The following is a 19,034-nucleotide window of genomic DNA, read 5'->3' as shown; positions in this document are numbered from 1 at the left end:
GGCCTCACAGACGCTACTGATTCACCTGATACACCACCGGCTCCTGGCCCTCCATCAGCACCGTGACACTGCGCCCGGCATATCCCTCTTTTTCCACCGCCGAGAAATTCGCCACCAGCCGCGTCCGATCTGCGAAGGTGGTTTGCTGCAACTGCTTGTCCACCGTCAGCCAACGGAAGCCAGTCATTTCCTGGGTCGCCAAGCGCTGATGCAGCGGTCGGAAAAACCGGTCCTGGCGTTGAATCACCGGCAAGCGCTCCTTAAGCGTTGCAGCACTCAGGTGATACAACGGCGGCACGTTATAGAGCAGTTGGGTCAACTCGTTCTGAACCCGCACATTGCTCAGCTTGAGGTTATCGAACATCCAGTGATGGGTGGTGATCACCGAACCGTGAAACACTGCCTGGTACAGCGGCAGGCGCATACTCGGCTCGAAATACAGCGTGCGAAACGGCTCTTTCAACGGCACCGGCTTGAAGAACGTTGTCGGTTGTTCCGGCGGGAACCAGTTGCCCAGGTAGTGGGGCGACTGCTTGTCCTGGGTCATCTGCCGATCTCCCCAGCCTATGACCGGCGTTTGCATACCGTGAGCAAACAGGATGCCCTGGGCAGTGGTGGCGTTGCCGTCTTCGGAGCCGGCCGGCAACTTGAGCGAGTCGCCGAGCCAGCGGGACGCATCGATATTGCCCGCGGCGTTTTGCGCCTGGGTCATGGACGCGCCGTCCCGGTAGCTGTCGAACAGCATGCCGGTGGCATAGGCGTCGAGGAACCAGGCGTTGAAGCCGGCCTTGGCCTGCACGGCCCGCACCCGCGCCTCCAGTAACGGCCGCACGCAGCGGGGGTCGGTGTAGTGGCCGGACTGCTGGAAGCCGGCTTTCAGCTTGCCGTCCTTGAGCATGATTGCGCAGTTGCGGTAAGCCTGGTCGCCCTGGTGGGCCGTAGTCCAGTCCGGGTTCTCGGTCGCGGACAAAGCGGTTTCGTAGGAATCGTAGGGCGCGATCAGGAAGCCCGCGTCGACACCGGCGCGAATCGCTTCGGGATGCCAGAGGCCGCCTTCCCAGCCTTCGCCCAGAGTCAGCAGCAGGCGAGGCAGGCCGGCATCGCGCAGGCCTTGGATAGTCTTGCTGCCCCAGGTTTCAGGGCTGCCGCTCAAGGCCCCGGTGAATGCTACCGCCAGCTCCTGGCGTAGCTCGCCATAGCGGGCGGCGAGTCGCGTCATGTCTGGTTCCTCGACTTGCCACGCCTGGCGCGCCTGCTTGTTGATCGCGGCGTTAAGGCCACGCAGCAGCACCGTCTGCTCATAACGATTCAACGCCGTGGTCTGCGCCAGCACCTTGGCGGCCTCTTTATCCAACAAAGCGGCGAGTGCATGATCGCGCAGCCGCTTGACCAACTTCGGCCAATCACGCACATCTTCCAGGGCCAGCAGGTCATTGCCCCACAGGTAGGCATGGCTGGCACCCAGCAGTTTTTCGGCCTCGGGGGTCTGGCGCAGCTTGTCCGCCAACGGCTCATATTTGCCCTGCTCTACCAGCCACTGGCGGTAGCGCTTGGCTCCGGCCAACGGGTTGGCGTCGCCCAGGTGCAGGCGTAGCGTCATCGGTGTATTGGGGTCCAGCGTGGTGAACTCATGGGCCAGGGACAGCGCCAGGCCATTGCCGTCCGCCTGCCATTCGAGGCGGTTGTTGTAGGGGTTGGTCAACAGCCAGTTAAGCGTAAAGGCGCCATGATCCATGCCCCATAAAGGCAGGCTCAAGTCTTGTGTGGTATTGAGCGCGCCCTGCTCCAGCAGGAAAGCCCGCCATATGGCATTGCCGGCGGGTACGTAATGCCCTTCGGCCAAGGGCCATAGCACGCCTTGACCGCTGGCCTCGGCGGGCTGGCGCAACAGCGGCAACTCGCCCGGTTGGCGGGCGTTGATGGTCAAGGCCAGGTCGCGCTGCTCAAGACGTGCGGTCAGGCGATAGGCGCCGCTGTCCCATTGCCAGCTGGCCTGGTCGGGTTCGCTCTGCAATTGGCTGACGACATGTGCCGCAACGCCGCTGGAGACCTGCACCGGGGGCTGGCCCGATGGCGTCACGCGCAGCGCCAGGGTGGCCGGGTCAAGCTCGATGCGCCAAAGGGTGTTTTCGAGCACGGCGGCGGCGAAGGTCGGCGGCGACAGCAAAAGCAAGGAGAGCAGCAAAGTGGAGCGCAGGCGGGGCATAAGGGTCGACCTCGGTGAAGGGCAAGGTCGAGAGGGTAAGACATACAGTCTTTGAACGGGGCAACAAGTAGACTTTTCGGAAGCATCCCACAGTTTTTCAAGCGCTATGAAGATCAAAATGTGGGAGGGGGCTTGCCCCCTCCCACATTTTTAGCTGCGTTGTTCCTGTTTCGGTTCGCGGATTTTGTACCAGGCCACATACAGCGCCGGCAAAAACAGCAGCGTCAGCAAGGTAGCAATGATAATCCCGCCAATCATCGCGTAGGCCATCGGCCCCCAGAACACTTCGCGAGCGATAGGGATCATGCCCAGGCTCGCCGCAGCAGCCGTGAGCAGGATCGGCCGGCGCCGGTGTTCGGTGGCTTCGACCACGGCATCCCACGGCGTGTAGCCGGCCTCTTCATATTCGTGGATCTGCGTCACCAGGATCACCGAGTTGCGGATGATGATGCCGATCAGCGCCAGGATGCCCAGGATCGCCACGAAGCCCATGGGCGTGCCCGTGGGGATCAACGCCAGCACCACGCCGATCAGCCCCAGCGGTGCAACGCTGGCCACCAGGAACATCTTCTGCACGCTGTGCAATTGGATCATCAAGAACGTGGCCATCAGGAACAGCATCAACGGCACCACCTTGGCGATAGGCCCCTGGGCCTTGCCGCTTTCTTCCACGGTGCCGCCGGTGGCGACTTTGTAGCCTACCGGCAGATCAGCGCCGAATTTCTCGATGGTCGGCGCCAGTTGCTTGACCAAGTCGGTAGGCTGCATCTCATCGCGCACCGCAGCCTTGATGGTAATGGTCGGCTTGCGGTCGCGGCGCCATACCAGCGGTTGCTCCAGCTCGTAACGTACGGTGGCGAACGCCAGCAGTGGAATCGAAGTGCCGTTGGGCGTGACGATCTGCAGGTTCTGCAAGGTTTCCGGCGTGCCACGCTCGGCGTCTTCGGCGCGGCCGACCACGTTGATCAGGTAGATATCGTCGTGCACCTGGGTCACCGACGCACCGCTGACCACACTGTTCATCAACTGCGCAACGTCTTCCGACGACAGCCCCAATTGCCGCGCCTTGTCCTGGGCGATATCCACCCGCAGGACTTTGCCCGGCTCGTTCCAGTCGTAGATGATCTCGCCCAGGTGGGTGTTCTGGTCGAGCAAGGTCGCCAGTTCGATGGCGTGCTTGCGCACCTGGTCGATGTCTTTGCCGGACACGCGGTACTGGATCGGCCGCCCCACTGGCGGGCCCATTTCCAGCGGCTGCACATAGCTGCCGATGCCGACAAAGTCATCGCGCAGGCGCTGTTGCAAGCGGGCAATCAACGCACCACGCTCTTCCAGGCCCTTGCTGACGATCACCAACTGCGCGTAGTAGGGGTTCTCCAATTGCTGGTCCAGCGGCAGGTAGAAACGGATCGCGCCCTGGCCGATATAGGTGCTCCAGCGGGCAATGTCCGGATCGTCCTTGATGATCGCTTCAAGGCGGTCGACAACCTTGCGCGTCTCATTGATCGAGGCGTTTTGTGGCAGGTTCAAGTCAACCAGGATTTCCGGGCGATCAGATGATGGGAAGAACTGGTTTTGCACAAACTGCATGGAAAACACCGAAGCCGCAAACAGGCCCACGGTGATGCCAATGGCCCACCAACGGTTGCGCATCGCCCACAGCATGCCGCCATTGAAGGCGCGGCCGATGCGGCCCGGCTCGGCATTGTGTGGTTTCACATTGGCGCTGAGGATGTGCACACCGATCACCGGCGCAAACAACACCGCCACCACCCACGACACCAGCATCGCCACGGCGATCACCGCGAACAGGGTAAAGGTGTACTCGCCCGCCGAACTGGCGTTGAGGCCAATCGGCACGAAGCCGGCCACGGTCACCAGCGTGCCGGTGAGCATCGGGAACGCGGTGGAGGTGTAGGCGTAGGTCGCCGCCTGCTCCTTGGTTTCGCCTTTTTCCAGGCGCGTGATCATCATCTCCACGGTGATCATCGCGTCGTCCACCAACAGGCCGAGGGCGATGATCAACGCACCGAGCGACACACGCTGCATGGTGATGCCGCTGTATTCCATGAACACGAATACCAGTGCCAGCACCAGCGGAATCGAGCACGCCACCACCAGGCCGGCACGCATGCCCAGGCTGATAAAACTCACCACCAGCACGATGATCACCGCCTCGAACAGCGCGCTGGTGAAGCCGCCGACGGCCTCTTCCACCACCTCGGCCTGGTCGGACACCTTGTGCACACCAACGCCAACCGGCAGGTCGGCGGTCAGCTCGTCCATGCGCCCGTGCAGGGCCTTGCCGAACGACTGGATATTGCCGCCCTTCTGCATGGCGATGGCCAAGCCAATCGCCGGCTTGCCGTTGAAGCGGAACATTGGCCGCGCCGGGTCGACGTAGCCACGGCTGATGTCGGCGATATCCGCCAACCGATAGAAACGGTCATTGAGGCGCAGGTTGACGTTGGCCAGATCCTTCTCCGAGGCGAACTGCCCCGAGGTGCGCACCGATATGCGTTCCGGCCCGGCCTCAATCACCCCGGCCGGGGTCACGGCGTTCTGCGATTGCAGGCTTTGCACGACCTGGCGCTGGTCGATGCCCAATGCGGCAAGTTTGCGCGTGGAGAAATTCAAGTAGATCACTTCGTCCTGCTGGCCGATCATCTCGACCTTGCCCAGCCCTGGCACAGAGCGGATCTCGGCGCGCACCTGCTCCACGTAGTCGCGCAACTGGCGCATCGACAAACCGTCACCGGTAAAGGCATACACCGAGCCAAATACATCACCGAACTCATCGTTGAACGATGGTCCCTGCAAGCCCTGGGGGAAGGTCCCGCGAATGTCATCGATCTTCTTGCGCACCTGGTACCAGATTTCCGGGATGGCCTTGGCACTGGTGGTGTCCTTGAGGAACACGAACACCGTGGACTCGCCGGGCCGGGTGTAGCTTTTCACGTAGTCGAGGGAGTCCAGTTCTTCGAGTTTTTTCTCGATGCGGTCAGTGACTTGCTTGAGAGTTTCTTCCTGGGTCGCACCCGGCCAGCGGGTCTGGATGACCATGGTCTTGATGGTGAACGAGGGGTCTTCCTCACGGCCCAGGTTCATGTACGAAAACACGCCCATCAGCAGCGCAACGAACATCAAGTACCACACGAAGGACTGATGCTTGAGGGCCCAGTCGGATAAGTTGAAGCTCCCTTTCATCGCGGGCTGTCCTCGTCGATTTTGACTTTCTGCCCGGGTTTCAGGCTGTTCACGCCAGCGGTGACAATGCGCTCGCCGGGTTTGACGCTGCCGTTGAGCAAGACACTGTTGCCGTTACGGCTAAGGACGTTGACCTCGCGGGGCTGCACAGTCTGGCTCTGGGTATCGAGCATCCAGATGCGGGTCTTGCCGTCGCCTTCCTGCAGGGCGCTCAGGGGTAGTTCGATGCGCGGGGCAATGGCGGTGCTCAAGGTCACGCTGATCGCGGTGCCGAGGCGGAACGCGGGCGGGGTTTCGGCCAGGCTCAGGCGTGCGCGACGGGTGCGCGTGGCGCTTTGGGCCTGGGGTTCGATCTCGCGCACGACGGCGGTGGTATGCACGCTGGGGTCCAGTTGCCCGGCAACCAGGAACACCACATCCGCCGGCAGGCGCTCGGCCAGGCCGGCGGGCAGATCGATCACCGCCTCCTTGATGTCCGGGCGCGCCAGGGTCACCACCTGCTGGCCGGCACTGACCACCTGGCCGGCCTCGGCATTCCAGGCGGTGACGATACCGGCGTGGTCGGTGCGCAGCTCGGCGTAGTTGAGCTGGTCCCTGGCCTGATTGACCGAGGCACGGGCCTGGTCGAGGGTCGCCTGGGTGGTTTTCAGGTCGGTCTGGGCCACGTCCAACTGGGCCTGGGCACCCACGCCGCGATTGAACAGCTCCTGTTGCCGACGTGCGTTGGCCTGGGCATTGATGAACTGCGCCTGCACGCGGGCCAGGTCGCCCTGGGCGGCGCGCAGCTGGTTTTGCTGGTCGGTGGGGTCAAGGACGGCAAGCAAGGCGCCCTTCTCCACTTCGGCGCCCACATCCACGGCGCGGCGCGCGATGCGGCCTGACACACGGAACCCCAGGTTGCTTTCGTAGCGGGCCTGGATGGTGCCAGCGAAGCGGCCGAGATGTTCCTGATCTTCAGCCTTCACTTCCATGGACAGCACCGGGCGCACGGGTTCAGGCGGGGCTTCTTCCTTGGAACAGGCCATCAGCACCAGGCTGGCAGTGAGCACAACCGTCAGGCGCTTCATGGCTGGGCTCCCGGTTGGGCGATCTCGACCTGCATACCGGGGTGCAGCAATTGACCACCGGCCACCACGACTTTTTCCCCGCCCTTGAGACCGTCGCCAATGATCACTTTGCCGGTGAGGTAGCGCGCCACCGTGACCTTGTGCAGTTGCGCCTTGCCGTCGCCGTCGATCAGCCACACGGCGGGTTCGCTGAGGTCTTTGGTCAGCGCGGCCCAAGGCAGCTCAATGCTGGCCTTGGCCGGGCCATTGGCCGTGGCACTCACCACCGACCCCAGCTCCATACCTTTGGGCAGGCTTTGCAGGGCAATCTTAACTTGGAGGGTACCGGTATTGGCGGCCACGGCCGGGGTCACTTCACGGACCTTGCCCACGGCCTTGATGCTTGGGTTATCCAGCAGGCTGACGGTGATCGGCGCATCCGATGGTGGCTCCACCAGCAGCGACTCATAGACGTTGAACACTGCATCACGCTCACCATCCCGGGCCAGGCTGAAGATCGGCACAGTGGCTTGTACCACCTGGCCAACTTCGGCCTGGCGCGCGGTGATGATTCCCGGCGCATCGGCAACCAATGCGGTGTAGCCCAACTGTTCGCGGGCATTGGCCAATTGCGCCTGGGCAGCGGCCAGGGCGCTTTGGCTGCTGCGTAATGCAGCCTGGGCGGCGTCGTATTCGCTGCGACTGGTGTAGCCCTTGGGCAAGAGTTTTTCCTGGCGCACAAAGGCGGCGGCGGTCTGCTTGACCCGCGCCTGTTCGGCCACGACCTGGGCCTGGGCGGAGTCGACGTTGGTCTGCAGGTCCTTGGGGTCGAGCTTGGCCAGCACTTGCTTGGCGCTCACCCGGTCGCCCACATCCACCATGCGCTGGATGATTTTGCCGCCCACCCGAAAGGACAGGTCGGTCTGTACCCGCGCCTGGATATCCCCAGTGAGTGTCACCGCTGCGGCGAAATCCGCCGACTGTACGGTTTGCACAAACACCCGGGAATGCTGCTTGGGCTCGGCTTTGTCTTGGCCACAGCCACTCAGCAGCGCCAGGAGGCCAAGGCTGAAAATAAATGTCGAAGTACGACCGCCCATGCAGGCTCCTTTTGCGCGACGCAAGGTACAAGTGTGTATGCGACTGTGAGCTTAGATCAGGGTTCCTTATCTGCATGGAGGATCCCATACTCCAATGGTTCCCATGCCGGCTAAATACACATGCTGAAAACCCTCGCGGTGGCCAATTACCGCTCGATCAACAAATTGGTAGTGCCGCTGGACCGGCTGAACCTGGTGACCGGGCCCAATGGCAGCGGCAAGTCCAACCTGTATCGGGCCCTGCGCCTGCTGGCCGAAACCGCCCAAGGCGGGGTCATCAACGCTCTGGCCCGTGAGGGTGGACTGGACTCGACCTTCTGGGCCGGGCCGGAAACCATCACTCGGCGTATGCACAGCGGCGAAGTGCCGGTGGAGGCCACCGCAGCCCAAGGGGCCAAACGCCTGCGCCTGGGGTTTGCCGGGGAGGATTTCAGCTACGCCATCTCCCTGGGCCTGCCCATCCCGGTTCCCGGCAGCGAATTCAAATTGGACCCGGAAATCAAAAAGGAATGTATCTGGGCCGGCCCCCTCTACCGCCCGGCCAGCCTGCTGGTCCAGCGTTCCGGGCCAATGGTGCGGGCGCGTGACGGCCGCGCCTGGGATGTACTGGCCCAGCACACACCCAACTATCACAGCCTGTTCGATCAGGTAGGCAACCTGCGTGGCTCGCCGGAAGTGTTGCTGCTACGCGAGAGTATCCGTGGCTGGCGTTTTTATGATCACTTTCGCAGTGATATGGATGCGCCGGTGCGCCAACCGCAATTGGGCACCCGCACGCCGGTGTTGCATCACGACGGTCGGGATCTGGCAGCGGCGTTGCAGACCATTCGCGAGGTGGGCGACGCCGAGGCATTGCAGCACGCCGTCAGCGATGCCTTCCCGGGCGCACGCCTGAATATCCAACCCTTGCAGGGCGGGCGGTTTGCAATCGAGTTTTACCAGGAGGGCCTGCTGCGTTCCTTGTCGGCGGCGGAGCTGTCGGACGGCACCTTGCGCTATCTGCTGCTGATCGCCGCGCTGCTGACGCCACGCCCGCCGACCATGATGGTGCTGAACGAACCCGAGACCAGCCTGCATCCGGATTTGCTGCCGGCGTTGGCACGCTTGATTGTCCAGGCGTCGGCTCATTGCCAGGTGTGGGTGGTGTCCCATGCCAGCCGCTTGATTGCGGCGTTGCAGCAGGATGAGGGGTGTAATTCGATTGTGCTGGAGAAAGTGATGGGGGAGACGCGGATTGTTGGGCAGGGGATTCTGGATGGGCCGGCTTGGCATTGGCCGCAGTAGGCGGTGGCTGTCCTTGCCCCCGATGAGGTCCGGACAGCCAACGCAAAGTCCAGGAATCAGCCCTGCCACTTACCGCCTTGCACAATCACACTCTCAGGCTTGGTGTCATCGCTCAGCTCTTTACGCACATATTGGTCATACAGATCATCCAAAAAGAAAACCCCGGGGTTCGCGGCTTGAGCGGGTGCGGGCTATGGTTGGAGAGGTCTGTGTTTCGAGGGAATGAACGATGAACGAAGCAAAACCGATTGATCCGCAGGAGCTGGTGAAGTGGTTGGTGGCGTTGCGCCGGGCGATTGAGAGCCGCACGCTCTGACACACTGAAGATCAAATATGAGATGGAGATCAAATGTGGGAGGGGGCTTGCTCCCGATAGCGGTATGTCAGTCACAGATGCACTGACCGAACCACTGCTATCGGGAGCAAGCCCCACCTTTAACCGCATTCCAAGGGTCAGGCATAAAAAAACGCCGACGCTGTAGTAGCCGTCGGCGTTCAAACCTTGAAGGGGGTTTTGAGCTACATCAGAACGCCGGCACCACTGCGCCGTTGTACTTCTTCTCGATGAAGGCTTTGACTTCCGGGCTGGTCAAGGCCTTGGACAGTTTCTGGATCGCATCGCTGTCCTTGTTGTCCGGGCGCGCCACCAGGAAGTTCACGTACGGCGACTTGGCGTCTTCGATGATCAACGCATCCTTGGCCGGGTTCAGACCCGCTTCCAAGGCGTAGTTGGTGTTGATCACATCCAGGTCAACCTGGTCGAGCACCCGTGGCAGCAAGGCCGATTCCAGCTCCTTGAACTTCAGGTGCTTGGGGTTTTCCTTGATGTCTTTTGGTGTGGACAAGGCGTTGGTCGGGTCTTTGAGCGTAATCAGACCGTTCTTTTGCAGCAGCAGCAGGGCACGGCCACTGTTGGAGCCTTCGTTCGGGATGGCAACGGTGGCGCCGTCTTTCAGATCTTCAATTTTCTTGATCTTTTTCGAGTAACCACCGATGGGTTCAACGTGCACACCGACTACGGTGACCAGGTTTGTGCCTTTGCCCTTGTTGAAGTTTTCCAGGTACGGCAGGGTCTGGAAGTAGTTGGCATCCAGGCGCTTTTCGGCTACCTGCGTATTGGGTTGTACGTAGTCGGTAAAGACTTTGATTTCCAGGTCCACGCCTTCTTTGGCCAGGGTCGGCTTGATCAGCTCGAGGATCTCCGCATGGGGGATCGGCGTGGCGGCCACCACCAGTTTCTCGTTGGCCTGGGCGAAGCCGGCAGTCAGGGCAGCCGCCAGTGCAGTAAACAACAGAACCTTTTTCATGCAGTGTCCTTTTATAACGACCGTTTTTATGTGAGGTGCCAGCGAAGTGCTATCGCGGCGTGGGAGGGACAATACCTAGATTTTTTATTCCCGAACAATATCTTTTATTCACGTTGATATTCCATTTTGTTCATGTAGGAATTTACGCAGTAATGCTTGCTCGGCCGGGCTGGCACTGGCATAGATCCGCCGCACCTGCTCCAGCGGTGAACCCGTCACCGGCAAGTTCAAATGCTCGGGCAGGATTTCATCACCGCTGCTCACCAGCAAGGCAAAATGAATGACGTTTTCCAGCTCACGGGTGTTGCCCGGCCACGCGTGGTGTTCCAGCACATGTTGGGCAGCGTCGCTGATCAGCGGCACCGGCAGGTCCAGGCGCTGGCTGTAGATACCGAGGAAATACTCGGCGAGGGACAAGATATCGCCCACCCGGTCACGCAGCGCCGGCAGCTCCAGCTGGCCTTCGCTCAAGTAATGAAACAGGCGCTCATGAAATTTACCCACCGCCACCGCCTGGGCCAGGTCGATGCTGGTGGCGGCCACCAGGCGCACATCCACAGGGCTTGGCTGATGGGCGCCGACGCGGGTGACTTCGTGGTTTTCCAGGGCCGAGAGCAGTTTCACCTGGATCGGCAGCGGCAAGTCGCCAATCTCATCCAGATACAAGGTGCCGCCATTGGCCGAGCCGAACCAGCCAGCGCGGCTGCTGGCGGCGCCACTGTAGCTACCGGCGGTGTAGCCGAACAATTCGGCGTCGGCGTAAGTCGGGCTGATCGCGCCGCAATTGACCGAGACAAACAAGCCGGTGCGATCACTGCCACGGTGGATGTGTCGCGCCAGCAGCTCCTTACCGCTACCGGTTTCACCGCGAATCAACACGGGCAAAGCACTCGGAGCGAGGCTTTCCAACTCTTCACGCAGTTGGCGTGAGCGTGGGTCGACAAACACCAGCGCCTTGGCGCGGATGCTCAGCGGGCTTTTTTCGGCGTCGGGAAAGGTCAGCAGCGGCTGGCCGAAGGCTTCTTGACTCATGGCAGGCTCCCGCCCCCAATCCACTCAGGGACGGGGCGTTGAAAAATGTCAGGCACTGCGCCGAGCATGATGCTCGAGGCGGTTTTGCAGGCGATAGAGATAAGCGAAACCCTGCTCCCAACGACGGTGGCCGGACTTCACATTGATATGCCCGGCGCCGGACAAAATGCCGGCCTCGGCGCCCCACTGACGCGCCAGCTCCAAGGCCCGGGGGGCGCTGACAGCACTGTCATTGTCGGAGCTGACCACTTGGCTGGGGAACGGCAGCAGGTTGTTGGGGATCGGCGCAAAGTTACGCAGGGCGGGCGCACACGCAGGGCGCTCGACATCCGCCGGGGCCACCAGCAACGCGCCGCGTACCTGACGCAAGCAATGTACCGGTGCAGTAGCGACCCAGTGAGCCACGGTGATGCAACCCAGGCTGTGGGCGATCAGGATCACCGGTGTGCTGTCGGCGGCAATCGCCTCGGCGAGCGCAGCCACCCAGTCCTCGCGCCGCGGTGTCAGCCAATCGGCCTGTTCCACACGGGCGCTGTTGGGCAGGCTGTGCTGCCAATGGGTTTGCCAATGATCTTCTGGCGATCCTTGCCAGCCCGGCACGATCAGGTAACGAATCGATTCGCTGTGCATGGTGTGCCCTCCTGCAGCGTTTAACGTTGCTGATCAGTATAGGGACGGGGCATATATTCGTTAAGGAATAAGAAGCTATTTATTAATAACCAAAAACTCAACCCTGTAATTCAGTCGTCATCGGTGCCTGGCGCCAAGCCGTTGTGTTCCAGTGCTTTCAAGGCATGCAAAAATACTCAGCAAAGGTATGGCTCAGTGCGGGTTTCCAGCACATAAAGCCAGCAATTCAGCCAACAACGTTTGCCCCGCTGCACCCAGGCCACTGCGACCGTACAGCGCCAACCGCACACCGTGAACGGCGGGCAAGCCACTCTCGGCGCCGAGTATGCGATGGCCGGGTTGCAGCACCCGCTCCGGCAACAGGTTGATGCCCAGGCCTGCTGCCACCGCCGAACACACGCTGGCCAGACTGGCGCTGGAGTAGCCGATACGCCAGCGCCAACCGCAGCGCTCGAGATGGTGGAGCATGTCATTGCGGTACAGGCCGCCCACGGGAAAGGCCACCAACGGCAGTGGATCGCGACCCAGCGCAGGGGTGTTCAGGCTGTCGACCCAATAAAGGGGTTCCGGCCACGACGCCACACAGTCGTCGCTGTCGCCCATCTGCTTGACCAACAACACATCGAACTCCCCACCCCGGTACTGGCGCTGCAATTCCGGGCCGAGGCCACTGGTGACCTCCAATCGCACCCGTGGATAGGCCACGACAAACGCCGAGAGCAGCGGCATCAGGCGCTCGGCGGCGAAATCCTCCGGCACACCCAGGCGCAGCACACCGTCGCTCTGCTGGTTGATCAACACGTCGGCAGCTTCTTCGTGCAGTGCCAGGATACGGCGCGCATACGCGAGCAGGCGCTCGCCCTCGGCGGTGGCCACCACATGGCGCTGGTCGCGGTCCAGCAACTGGCACGCCACCGCGTCTTCGAGGCGACGGATCTGCTGGCTGACGGTGGACTGGGTCAAATGCAGGCGCTCGGCGGCGCGGGTGAAATTGCCGCAGTCCACCACGGCGACAAAGCTGCGCAACAACACGGGATCGAACAAGGGCGTCACCATTACGCTTGCCACTGATTGGCATGTTTATATTTAATTTCAGCATACCCCGTCGGCTGACCATACTTCACTTTTCATCAAATTCGGGGGATTGCATGACCAACGATCAATCACACCTGCAACGCGCAATTGCCTTGGCCCGCGCCAACGTTGCCCAAGGCGGCCGGCCCTTCGGCGCGGTGCTCACGCGCCACGGTAAGGTGCTGGTAGAAGCCGTGAATGAGATCCACCTGACCCAAGACCCCACCGCCCACGCCGAACTGCTGGCGATCCGCACCGCCAGCCGGCAACTCGGCGCACGCCTGGACGGCTGCGTGATCTACGCCAGCGGTCAGCCTTGCCCGATGTGCCTGAGCGCCATGTACCTGTGCGGCGTGGAGCGCGTGGTGTTTGCCGCCAGCAACGCCATGGCCGAACCGTTCGGCCTGTCCACTGCGGCCATCAGCCAACAGGTCGGCCTGCCCATTGAGGCGCAGCACCTGCCCATTCAGCACCTGCCCGACGCCAGCATGAGCGCGCTGTATCACCAGTGGAAAACCCTGCATGACCCTGAATAAATCCCTCGCCGGCTGGGGCCTGCTGGTGGTACTCGGCTTGAACCTGCGCCCCATCCTCAGTTCCATCAGCCCCTTGCTCGGCGAGATTCGCCAGGCCACCGGCTTGAGCTTCCAGAGCAGCGCCTTGCTCACCAGCCTGCCGGTGATATGCATGGGCCTGGTGGCATTGGTGGGCGTGCGCGTGGAAGCCCGCTTAGGCGAACGTCGCGGCATCGCCCTGGGCTTGATGATGATTCTGCTGGCGTGCCTGGCGCGCTGGCTGATGGGCCAGGCGTCGGCGCTGCTGGTCACCGCCTTGCTCGGCGGCGCGGGGGTGGCACTGATCCAGGCGTTGGTGCCGGCCATGATCAAGCGCGAATTCCATCACCGCGTGCCGGTGGCGATGGGCGTGTATTCGGCCTCGCTGATGGCCGGCGGTGGGCTGGCGGCGCTGCTCAGCCCGGTGGTGGCCACGCATTTCCAGCAATGGCAGGCAGGCCTTGGCGTGTGGCTCCTACCGGCGCTGGGGGCGTTGCTGTTGTGGGCCTGGCTGCCGCTGGGCGCCGCCAGAAATCTGCAGCAGGCTCCCGCGTTCGAGAGCTTGCGCAACCGTCGCGCCTGGCTGCTGGCGTTGTATTTCGGCCTGGTGAACTGCGGCTACATGAGCATGGTTGCGTGGCTGCCCGCCTACTATCAGCAACTGGGCTGGGGTGTGCTGCCAAGCGGTTCGTTGCTGGCCTTCATGACCATCTTCCAGGTAATCGCCGCGCTACTGATGCCGGTGCTGGCCCAACGCAGCATCGACCGGCGCCCACTGCTGGGCATCAGCCTGCTGGCGCAAACTGTCGGCTACCTCGGCCTGCTGATGGCGCCGCAGCAATTCCCGCATTTGTGGGTGGCGCTGATCGGCTTTGGCCTGGGTGCGTGTTTCGCCCTGAGCCTGCTGCTGACCCTCGACCACCATCGCGACCCTCGCCAAGCCGGACAACTGGCGGCGTTCGTGCAGGGCGTGGGCTTTTTGATCAATGCGATTTCGCCGTGGCTGACCGGTTGGCTGCGCGAACTCACCGGCACGTTTATCAGCGCCTGGGTGGTGTTGACCGTGACGGTGCTGGCGATGCTGCTGGTGACCCGGGTGTTCAGCCCGGCCACCTATCGCACCGACCTCGAAGTCGTAGCGCCCAGTCACGCCTAAGGTGCGCAAGACCTGCCCCTGGCGTTCATTGCTTGCTGAAAGCGAGTCTGGCGCCTGGCTGTTCCTGGCGCTCAAACCGATTGGCCCGGGCGAAGGTGCCCAAATCATTGAAGCGCACGCCCATCTCGGCCATGACCTTATGCGCCACCTTGACGGTCATCTGGCGGATGTAGAACGGCTCCTTCACCACAAAGTGATGGATGCCATGGGTGCTGCCGAAGTTGAAGCAGAACGCCTGCAACGGCCACAGCCACCAGGGGTTCAAGACCTGGGTCTGCTGGATCACGTTGCCCGGTTCCACATCGCCGTAGTAGTGCATGTTGGAGCTGACAAAATGCAGGCAGAACGTGCGCAACACATTCGGGCCGATGATCACCACCGCAGCGATGTCGATCACTTGCATCATCTGCAAGGTGCCGGCCGACCAGGTGATCGGCGCGCCCAACAGGCTGGCAATGCCGTTGGCGGCATGAAAGCCCAGGAAGACGTACCAAGCGCCCCAATGCAGCAGCGCCAGCGGGGCGTACACCAGCACCACACGCTTGAGGATGCTGAGTTTATGCGCCCAGGTCTTGGCCCGCAGCATGCGGATCAAGGCCGACATCATGTTGTCGCCCACCATGAGCAAGCGCGCAAATCCCCAGGGCTCGCCGTTGGTAATGGCGCGTTCTTCCATATCCGCCTCAGTGCCCGAGACCTTGTGGTGATTAAGGTGCAGATGCCGGCGTATCCACGGGTTGATCGTGCTGGGGCGTGCCAGCCACACCAGGCCCATCATCAGGTTGTGGGGCAGGCGCTGCTTGCGAAAGTACATGCTGTGGATCAGGTCGTGTTCCAGCTCGTGGGTCAGTGAAGCGAAGAACGCGTTGAGCAGCAGGCATGCCCACCAGGCCAGATGACCACTGATATAGAGCGCCGCCGAGCCGAGCATGCCGAGCAAGGCAAACGCCAGGATGCCGGCGCCCAGGGCATCCTGGTGCAGCAGCCAGGGGTGCCGCTGGCGCAATCGGGCGCCCTCGGTCAGCACCACCTCACGAATATGCGCGCAACGCTGTTGTGCGTTCATCTGCTGGGGACTTGCAGAAGTACCGTCCATGCTTCCATCCTCTTGTACATTGATGTGTCTATCCTGCCCTAAGCGATCGGGCAGGACGCTAGCCCCGGACGCCAACCTGTTGACCGCAAGCGCCAATCGCCATGACCGAACCCACTTCCCTCGCCAGTTGGACCCGCGCCCTGCGCAAGCAGCTCGACGCCCTGGGCCTGGACAGCGCCGCGCTGTGCGCCGAGGCCGGCCTCGACCCGCAGCAGATGGACGACCCCAACGCACGCTATCCGTTGTCGGCGACCACGCGCCTGTGGCAACTGGCGGTGCAGGCCAGCAGCGATCCGGCGATTGGCTTGCGGGTGTCGCGCTTTGTCAGCCCCACGACATTTCATGCGCTGGGTTATGCCCTGGTGGCCAGCGGCAGCTTGCGCGAGGTGTTCGAGCGTATCGTGCGCTATCACCAGGTGGTCAGTGATGCCCTGAGCCTGGAGCTGAGCCGCCACGGCGACGTCTACCACTTTCGCCTGCTCCAACCCCAAGGCAGCCCCGCGCCGGCGCTGGAGGCCATCGACGCCTTCGCGGCGATCTATGTGCGCACTTGCCGCAACCGCCTTGGGCGTGACTATGCGCCGCTGGCCGTTTATCTACGACGCCCGCAGCCTGTCGACCCCGAGCCATGGCATAAGGTGTTTCGCTCGCCAGTGTTTTTTGCCGCCGACGAAGACCGCCTGGAGTTCGCCGCCCACGACTTCGACAGTCATCTTGACGATGCCAACCCGGAGTTGGCCGAACACAACGAAACCGTGCTCAAGCGCACCCTCGCCCAACTGCAACCGTTGACCTGGGAGCGCAAGGTGCGCGCCGTCATCGAGGCGCAATTGCCCGATGGCGAGCCGAGTGCCGAACGCGTTGCCCAGGCCTTGCACCTGAGTTTGCGCAGCTTGCAGCGCCACCTGGCGGATGAAGGCTGTCGGTTTGATGCGCTGCTCAACGAGTGCCGGGAGAACCTGGCGTTGTTGCACCTCAGGGATCCGCAATGTTCGTTGGCCGAGATCAGCCATTTGCTGGGGTTTGCCGATACCAGCAGTTTCAACCGGGCGTTCAAGCGCTGGACGGGGGTGACGCCGGGGCAGTTTCGGGATGGGTTGCGGTAGGAAGATTTTCAGTGGCTGGGATGGCCTCATCGGGGGCAAGCCCCCTCCCACACTGAACTATGAACGCGGTCAAATGTGGGAGAGGGCTTGCTCCCGATAGCGGTCGCTAAGGCAATCAGCGCCCACGATCCCGGCGCAATACTTTCCTCACCCGCGCCACCAACACCTTGGCGTCAAACGGCTTGAGCAGGTAGTCATCCTCATGCAGTTCCAACCCCCGCAACCGGTCTTCAATGCCGCCCGGTGTGGTCAGGTACAGCACCGGCGTGTCGCCCTTTTGCCGGATCGCCTGCTGCAATGTCCAGGCGTTCAAGCCCGGTAGCATCACGTCCAGGATCACCAGGTCGTATTCGGTGCCTTCCACGAACCGCTGCGCCGCCATGCCGTTGGCCGCGACTTCCACCGAAAAGCCGGCCTCGCTCAGGCCCTGCGCCATGCGCTGGGCCAGTTGCGGCTGGTCTTCCACTAACAACACCTGCATGTCTTACCCCTGGGTTTGATTACAAACCTGTCATCCAATTGTGCGGCTTTTGTCGGCGTCCACTGGCTACCGTGATGGCCTGCCTTCTGGAGCCCTTCGCATGTATCGCACCGCTTTGTTCCTCAGCCTCGCCGTGACCACCGCGGCCCAGGCCATGCCCCAACTGCCACGCCACGCCGAGCTGGATCTGCGCACCGCACGCCAACTGGCCGACGCCAGCCTGGCCCATTGCACGGCTGCACTGACGGTAATCGATCGCGGCGGCAACCTGTTGCTGGGCCTGCGGGCTGACGGTGTCGGCCCGCACAACAGCCTCGCCAGCCAACGCAAGGCGTACACCGCGTTGTCGACTAAAACCCCGACCCGGCTATTCGCCGAGCGTGCACGCAACAATCCCGAGGCCGCCAACCTTAACAGCTTGCCCGAGTTGCTGTTGCTCGGCGGCGGCATACCGCTGTTCGCTGACGCCGAACTGGTCGGCGCGCTGGGCATCGCCGGGGCCGGTGGCGCCGCGCAGGACGAAGCCTGCGCCGTCCAGGCTGCCGAGCAACTGGGCTTGAAAATCACCCCCTGACTTGATCCCTATCAAAAGGACTTTTCGATGAAAACCTTCAGCATGACCCTCGCCGCCCTCAGCCTGAGTGGCCTGTGCAACCTGGCCCTGGCCGCCGGCAACCCGCTGAGCGTACACGTGCTCAACCTGGAAAATGGCCTGCCTTCGGCCGGTGTCAGCGTCACCCTGGAACAGCAGGTGGGCGATCACTGGCAGGCGCTGTCCAAAGGCGTCACCAACCAGCAGGGGCGCATCGCCGAACTGTTTCCTGCCGACCGCAGCATGACGCCGGGCGAATATCGCGTGGTATTCAAGACGGGTGACTACTACAAGAAGGCCAACCGCGAGACGTTCTTCCCCGAGGTGCCGGTGATTTTCCAAGTCAAACAGGCCGACCAGCATTACCACATCCCGCTGTTGCTCAGCCCTTACGGTTTCTCCACCTATCGCGGTTCATAGGCCCGCGGCCAGGCGCAGCCGGTTGAGGTCGAGTATCTCGATGGCGCCGTAACTCAAGCCAATGATGCCCTGTTGCTCCAGCGCCTTGAGCAGACTGTTGATGGTCTGGCGTGACAGGCCCAGCATCGCCGCCAGATCTTCCTGGGGCAGCTGCAACACGCGACGCGGCGGCTCTGTTTCACCGTAGCCCTGGGCAATCATCAGTAGCCGATGGGCCAGGCGCACCGATGCGGGCATCAGGCTGATCTGTTCGATATTGATCAATGACAAGCGCAGTTTATGGCTCATCAGCAGGGCCATATCGCGCCAGAACATTGGATGCTGTTCGAGAATGTCGAGCATCGCCGCCTGCGGCACCTGCAATAGCGTGCACGCGCCTGTGGCCAGGGCGTCGTGGGTACGTGGCAGGTTGTCGAACAGGCAGATTTCGCCGAACCAATGCGGTGTTTCCACCAGGCTCAACACCGCTTCCTTGCCCTGGGCGCTGACCGCGCTGATACGCACCGCCCCTTCCAGCACCGCATACAGCCCACAGGGCGGGTCGCCGCGCTTGAACAGAAACTGCCCCGCCGTCAATGAGCGCAGGCGTGCCGCGCCCAGCAGGCTACGCTGCAAGTCTGACGGCAAGTGTTTGAACCAATGGCCGCGGGCCAAGTGCGCGTGCCATTTGCCTGTGTCCATGGGAACTCCGAAGATTGTCGCCCAATTGACAGTTAGGCACCGACTGACAGGGCATGATCAGA

17 protein-coding genes and 1 pseudogene are annotated in these 19,034 nt (G+C 62.3%); 6 read left to right on the top strand and 12 right to left on the bottom strand.

What is annotated here, in order from left to right; all coding sequences use genetic code 11:
* Positions 1 to 13 precede the first annotated feature (13 nt).
* The 4 genes from KVH01_RS08415 to KVH01_RS08400 all read right to left on the bottom strand — a co-directional run bounded on the left by KVH01_RS08415 (position 14) and on the right by KVH01_RS08400 (position 7,559).
* The gene (locus tag KVH01_RS08415; protein WP_217881132.1) at positions 14 to 2,206 is read right to left on the bottom strand and encodes a glycoside hydrolase; all 2,193 of its coding nucleotides are present in this window, start codon (positions 2,204 to 2,206) and stop codon (positions 14 to 16) included.
* Positions 2,207 to 2,356: 150 nt separating this feature from the next.
* The gene (locus KVH01_RS08410) at positions 2,357 to 5,413 is read right to left on the bottom strand and encodes an efflux RND transporter permease subunit (protein WP_217881131.1); all 3,057 of its coding nucleotides are present in this window, start codon (positions 5,411 to 5,413) and stop codon (positions 2,357 to 2,359) included.
* Positions 5,410 to 6,480 (bottom strand): efflux RND transporter periplasmic adaptor subunit, encoded by a 1,071-nt coding sequence (locus tag KVH01_RS08405; protein WP_217881129.1) that lies wholly within the window; start codon positions 6,478 to 6,480, stop codon positions 5,410 to 5,412. Before KVH01_RS08405 ends, KVH01_RS08410 begins: the two co-directional genes overlap by 4 nt.
* Entirely contained in the window at positions 6,477 to 7,559 is a 1,083-nt protein-coding gene (locus KVH01_RS08400; RefSeq protein ID WP_217881127.1) for an efflux RND transporter periplasmic adaptor subunit, read from the bottom strand. The genes KVH01_RS08405 and KVH01_RS08400 overlap by 4 nt, the downstream gene beginning before the upstream one ends.
* A 120-nt stretch (positions 7,560 to 7,679) precedes the next feature.
* Here KVH01_RS08400 and KVH01_RS08395 point away from each other — a divergent pair, with 120 nt between their 5' ends.
* The gene (locus KVH01_RS08395; protein ID WP_217881125.1) at positions 7,680 to 8,843 is read left to right on the top strand and encodes an AAA family ATPase; all 1,164 of its coding nucleotides are present in this window, start codon (positions 7,680 to 7,682) and stop codon (positions 8,841 to 8,843) included.
* 56 nt (positions 8,844 to 8,899) lie between these two features.
* Here KVH01_RS08395 and KVH01_RS08390 read toward each other — a convergent pair.
* From KVH01_RS08390 to KVH01_RS08370, 5 genes and pseudogenes are all read right to left on the bottom strand, one after another.
* Positions 8,900 to 8,998, bottom strand: a pseudogene (locus KVH01_RS08390) (glutamine ABC transporter substrate-binding protein); the annotation flags it as partial.
* Between the two features lie 369 nt (positions 8,999 to 9,367).
* The gene (locus KVH01_RS08385) at positions 9,368 to 10,150 is read right to left on the bottom strand and encodes a MetQ/NlpA family ABC transporter substrate-binding protein (RefSeq protein ID WP_043050835.1); all 783 of its coding nucleotides are present in this window, start codon (positions 10,148 to 10,150) and stop codon (positions 9,368 to 9,370) included.
* Positions 10,151 to 10,258: 108 nt separating this feature from the next.
* Positions 10,259 to 11,182: a sigma 54-interacting transcriptional regulator gene (locus tag KVH01_RS08380; protein ID WP_217881123.1), complete on the bottom strand. Its 924-nt coding sequence runs from the start codon at positions 11,180 to 11,182 to the stop codon at positions 10,259 to 10,261.
* 48 nt (positions 11,183 to 11,230) lie between these two features.
* The gene (locus KVH01_RS08375; protein WP_217881121.1) at positions 11,231 to 11,812 is read right to left on the bottom strand and encodes an alpha/beta hydrolase; all 582 of its coding nucleotides are present in this window, start codon (positions 11,810 to 11,812) and stop codon (positions 11,231 to 11,233) included.
* Positions 11,813 to 12,004: 192 nt separating this feature from the next.
* Positions 12,005 to 12,856, bottom strand: coding sequence for a LysR family transcriptional regulator (locus tag KVH01_RS08370; protein WP_217881120.1), 852 nt, complete (start codon positions 12,854 to 12,856; stop codon positions 12,005 to 12,007).
* 104 nt (positions 12,857 to 12,960) lie between these two features.
* Here KVH01_RS08370 and KVH01_RS08365 point away from each other — a divergent pair, with 104 nt between their 5' ends.
* Both KVH01_RS08365 and KVH01_RS08360 read left to right on the top strand, forming a co-directional pair.
* The gene (locus tag KVH01_RS08365; RefSeq protein WP_043050832.1) at positions 12,961 to 13,422 is read left to right on the top strand and encodes a nucleoside deaminase; all 462 of its coding nucleotides are present in this window, start codon (positions 12,961 to 12,963) and stop codon (positions 13,420 to 13,422) included.
* A complete protein-coding gene (locus tag KVH01_RS08360; protein WP_217881115.1) occupies positions 13,409 to 14,596 on the top strand; it encodes a CynX/NimT family MFS transporter in 1,188 nt (395 codons plus the stop codon). The genes KVH01_RS08365 and KVH01_RS08360 overlap by 14 nt, the downstream gene beginning before the upstream one ends.
* A 25-nt stretch (positions 14,597 to 14,621) precedes the next feature.
* Here the strand turns inward: KVH01_RS08360 and KVH01_RS08355 are convergent, their stop codons facing one another.
* Complete coding sequence (locus KVH01_RS08355; RefSeq protein ID WP_217881113.1) at positions 14,622 to 15,692, bottom strand: fatty acid desaturase; 1,071 nt, start codon at positions 15,690 to 15,692, stop codon at positions 14,622 to 14,624.
* A 101-nt stretch (positions 15,693 to 15,793) separates the two neighbouring features.
* On the opposite strand from KVH01_RS08355, the gene KVH01_RS08350 reads away from it, so the two are divergent.
* Positions 15,794 to 16,798, top strand: a complete 1,005-nt coding sequence (locus tag KVH01_RS08350) for an AraC family transcriptional regulator (RefSeq protein ID WP_217881111.1) — start codon at positions 15,794 to 15,796, stop codon at positions 16,796 to 16,798.
* Between the two features lie 115 nt (positions 16,799 to 16,913).
* On the opposite strand, the gene KVH01_RS08345 is transcribed toward KVH01_RS08350, so the two are convergent.
* Positions 16,914 to 17,279 carry a response regulator transcription factor gene (locus KVH01_RS08345; RefSeq protein ID WP_043050828.1) on the bottom strand — a complete coding sequence of 122 codons (366 nt, stop codon included), beginning with the start codon at positions 17,277 to 17,279 and terminating at the stop codon, positions 16,914 to 16,916.
* A gap of 100 nt (positions 17,280 to 17,379) precedes the next feature.
* Here KVH01_RS08345 and KVH01_RS08340 point away from each other — a divergent pair, with 100 nt between their 5' ends.
* A complete protein-coding gene (locus KVH01_RS08340; RefSeq protein ID WP_217881109.1) occupies positions 17,380 to 17,853 on the top strand; it encodes a GlcG/HbpS family heme-binding protein in 474 nt (157 codons plus the stop codon).
* 27 nt (positions 17,854 to 17,880) lie between these two features.
* The gene (uraH, locus tag KVH01_RS08335) at positions 17,881 to 18,291 is read left to right on the top strand and encodes a hydroxyisourate hydrolase (RefSeq protein WP_124411333.1); all 411 of its coding nucleotides are present in this window, start codon (positions 17,881 to 17,883) and stop codon (positions 18,289 to 18,291) included.
* On the opposite strand, the gene KVH01_RS08330 is transcribed toward uraH, so the two are convergent.
* Positions 18,286 to 18,972, bottom strand: coding sequence for a Crp/Fnr family transcriptional regulator (locus tag KVH01_RS08330; RefSeq protein WP_217881107.1), 687 nt, complete (start codon positions 18,970 to 18,972; stop codon positions 18,286 to 18,288). The two genes, uraH and KVH01_RS08330, sit on opposite strands and share 6 nt — an antisense overlap.
* Between the last annotated feature and the right edge of the window lie 62 nt (positions 18,973 to 19,034).

Source organism: Pseudomonas khavaziana (assembly GCF_019145205.1).
GTDB lineage: Bacteria > Pseudomonadota > Gammaproteobacteria > Pseudomonadales > Pseudomonadaceae > Aquipseudomonas > Aquipseudomonas khavaziana.
The sequence above is the reverse complement of the archived record's forward strand: the minus strand, read 5'-3'. Positions and strand labels throughout refer to the sequence as shown.

Coding starts and splice junctions, on each gene's coding strand:
- KVH01_RS08350 (WP_217881111.1), top strand. CDS start 15,794: ATGACCGAACCCACTTCCCTCGCCAGTTGGACCCGCGCCCTGCGCAAG.
- KVH01_RS08330 (WP_217881107.1), bottom strand. CDS start 18,972: ATGGACACAGGCAAATGGCACGCGCACTTGGCCCGCGGCCATTGGTTC.
- KVH01_RS08360 (WP_217881115.1), top strand. CDS start 13,409: ATGACCCTGAATAAATCCCTCGCCGGCTGGGGCCTGCTGGTGGTACTC.
- KVH01_RS08340 (WP_217881109.1), top strand. CDS start 17,380: ATGTATCGCACCGCTTTGTTCCTCAGCCTCGCCGTGACCACCGCGGCC.
- KVH01_RS08365 (WP_043050832.1), top strand. CDS start 12,961: ATGACCAACGATCAATCACACCTGCAACGCGCAATTGCCTTGGCCCGC.
- KVH01_RS08395 (WP_217881125.1), top strand. CDS start 7,680: ATGCTGAAAACCCTCGCGGTGGCCAATTACCGCTCGATCAACAAATTG.
- KVH01_RS08345 (WP_043050828.1), bottom strand. CDS start 17,279: ATGCAGGTGTTGTTAGTGGAAGACCAGCCGCAACTGGCCCAGCGCATG.
- uraH (WP_124411333.1), top strand. CDS start 17,881: ATGAAAACCTTCAGCATGACCCTCGCCGCCCTCAGCCTGAGTGGCCTG.
- KVH01_RS08410 (WP_217881131.1), bottom strand. CDS start 5,413: ATGAAAGGGAGCTTCAACTTATCCGACTGGGCCCTCAAGCATCAGTCC.
- KVH01_RS08380 (WP_217881123.1), bottom strand. CDS start 11,182: ATGAGTCAAGAAGCCTTCGGCCAGCCGCTGCTGACCTTTCCCGACGCC.
- KVH01_RS08375 (WP_217881121.1), bottom strand. CDS start 11,812: ATGCACAGCGAATCGATTCGTTACCTGATCGTGCCGGGCTGGCAAGGA.
- KVH01_RS08415 (WP_217881132.1), bottom strand. CDS start 2,206: ATGCCCCGCCTGCGCTCCACTTTGCTGCTCTCCTTGCTTTTGCTGTCG.
- KVH01_RS08400 (WP_217881127.1), bottom strand. CDS start 7,559: ATGGGCGGTCGTACTTCGACATTTATTTTCAGCCTTGGCCTCCTGGCG.
- KVH01_RS08355 (WP_217881113.1), bottom strand. CDS start 15,692: ATGGACGGTACTTCTGCAAGTCCCCAGCAGATGAACGCACAACAGCGT.
- KVH01_RS08385 (WP_043050835.1), bottom strand. CDS start 10,150: ATGAAAAAGGTTCTGTTGTTTACTGCACTGGCGGCTGCCCTGACTGCC.
- KVH01_RS08405 (WP_217881129.1), bottom strand. CDS start 6,480: ATGAAGCGCCTGACGGTTGTGCTCACTGCCAGCCTGGTGCTGATGGCC.